At 65.4% G+C, this 1,400-nt stretch carries 1 protein-coding gene; it reads left to right on the top strand.

The features are described 5' to 3' along the window. Positions 1–1,400, top strand: a 1,400-nt coding sequence (argS, locus tag EOA29_RS36505) for an arginine--tRNA ligase (RefSeq protein ID WP_127222397.1), incomplete at both ends; no start/stop codon positions are given.

Here is a 1,400-nt window from a genome sequence, read left to right as displayed (position 1 = left end):
GTCCGGTGGGTTTCGCCAGCACCCTCGCCGCGCGACGCCAGCCACGGCGACCTTGCCACCAATGCGGCGATGGTGCTGGCGAAACCCACCGGACAGAACCCGCGCGCTCTTGCCGAGAAGCTGGTCGAGGTGCTGCGCGCCGATGCCGATATCGCGTCCGCCGACGTCGCCGGGCCGGGCTTCGTCAATCTCAGGCTGAAGGACGGGTTCTGGCAGGCGCATCTGGCGGCGCTGCTCGGTGAGGGCCGCAACTATGGCCGCTCGAAGATCGGCGGCGGCCGCAAGGCCAATGTCGAATATGTCTCGGCCAATCCGACCGGTCCGATGCATGTCGGGCATTGCCGCGGCGCCGTCGTCGGCGACACTTTGGCCAATCTGATGGCCTTCGCCGGCTACGACGTGACCAAGGAATATGTCATCAACGACGCCGGCTCGCAGATCGACGTGCTGGGACGCTCGGCCATGCTGCGCTATCGCGAGGCGCTTGGCCAAGACATCGGCGAGATCCCGCCGGGCCTCTATCCGGGTGACTATCTGGTCCCGGTCGGCCAGGCGCTGGCCAAAGAATTCGGCCGCAGCCTGCTGGAGATGCCGGAAGAGGAAGCGCTGGCGATCGCCAAGGACCGCACGGTCGACGCCATGATGGCGATGATCCGCGAGGACCTGGCGCTGCTCAACGTGCATCACGACGTGTTCTTCTCCGAGCGCACGCTGCATGCCGACAATGCCAAGAAGATCCGGGCGGCGATCGCCGACCTGACGCTCAAGGGCCATATCTACAAGGGCAAGCTGCCGCCGCCGAAGGGCGAGAAGCCGGACGACTGGGAAGACCGTGAGCAGACGCTGTTCCGCTCGACCGCCGTCGGCGACGATATGGACCGCGCGCTGGTCAAGTCCGACGGCTCGTTCACCTATTTCGCCGCCGACGTCGCCTATCTCAAGGACAAGGTCGAGCGCGGCTTCGTCGATCTGATCTATGTGCTCGGCGCCGACCATGGCGGCTACGTCAAGCGGCTGGAGGCACTGGCGCGCGCGGTCGCCGGCGATACGGTGAAGCTCACGGTCCTTCTCTGTCAACTGGTGAAGCTGTTTCGCGATGGCGAGCCCGTGCGCATGTCGAAACGGTCGGGTGATTTCGTCACGCTGCGCGACGTGGTGGAGGAGGTCGGCCGCGACCCGATCCGCTTCATGATGCTCTACCGCAAGAACGACGCGCCGCTCGATTTCGACTTCGCCAAGGTCACCGAGCAGTCCAAGGACAATCCGGTGTTCTACGTGCAATACGCCTCGGCGCGCTGCCACTCGGTGTTCCGGCAGGCGAGCGAGCAACTGGGCGAGGCGAATTTCGACCGCAACCGGCTCGTGGCCTCGGTTTCGTCGCTGACGGATGAGGGCGAGAT

Origin of the sequence: Mesorhizobium sp. M1E.F.Ca.ET.063.01.1.1 (assembly GCF_003998155.1) — a bacterium.
Classification (GTDB): Bacteria; Pseudomonadota; Alphaproteobacteria; order Rhizobiales; family Rhizobiaceae; genus Mesorhizobium.
Note: the sequence above shows the minus strand (reverse complement) of the source record. Positions and strands in the feature narration are given on the sequence as shown.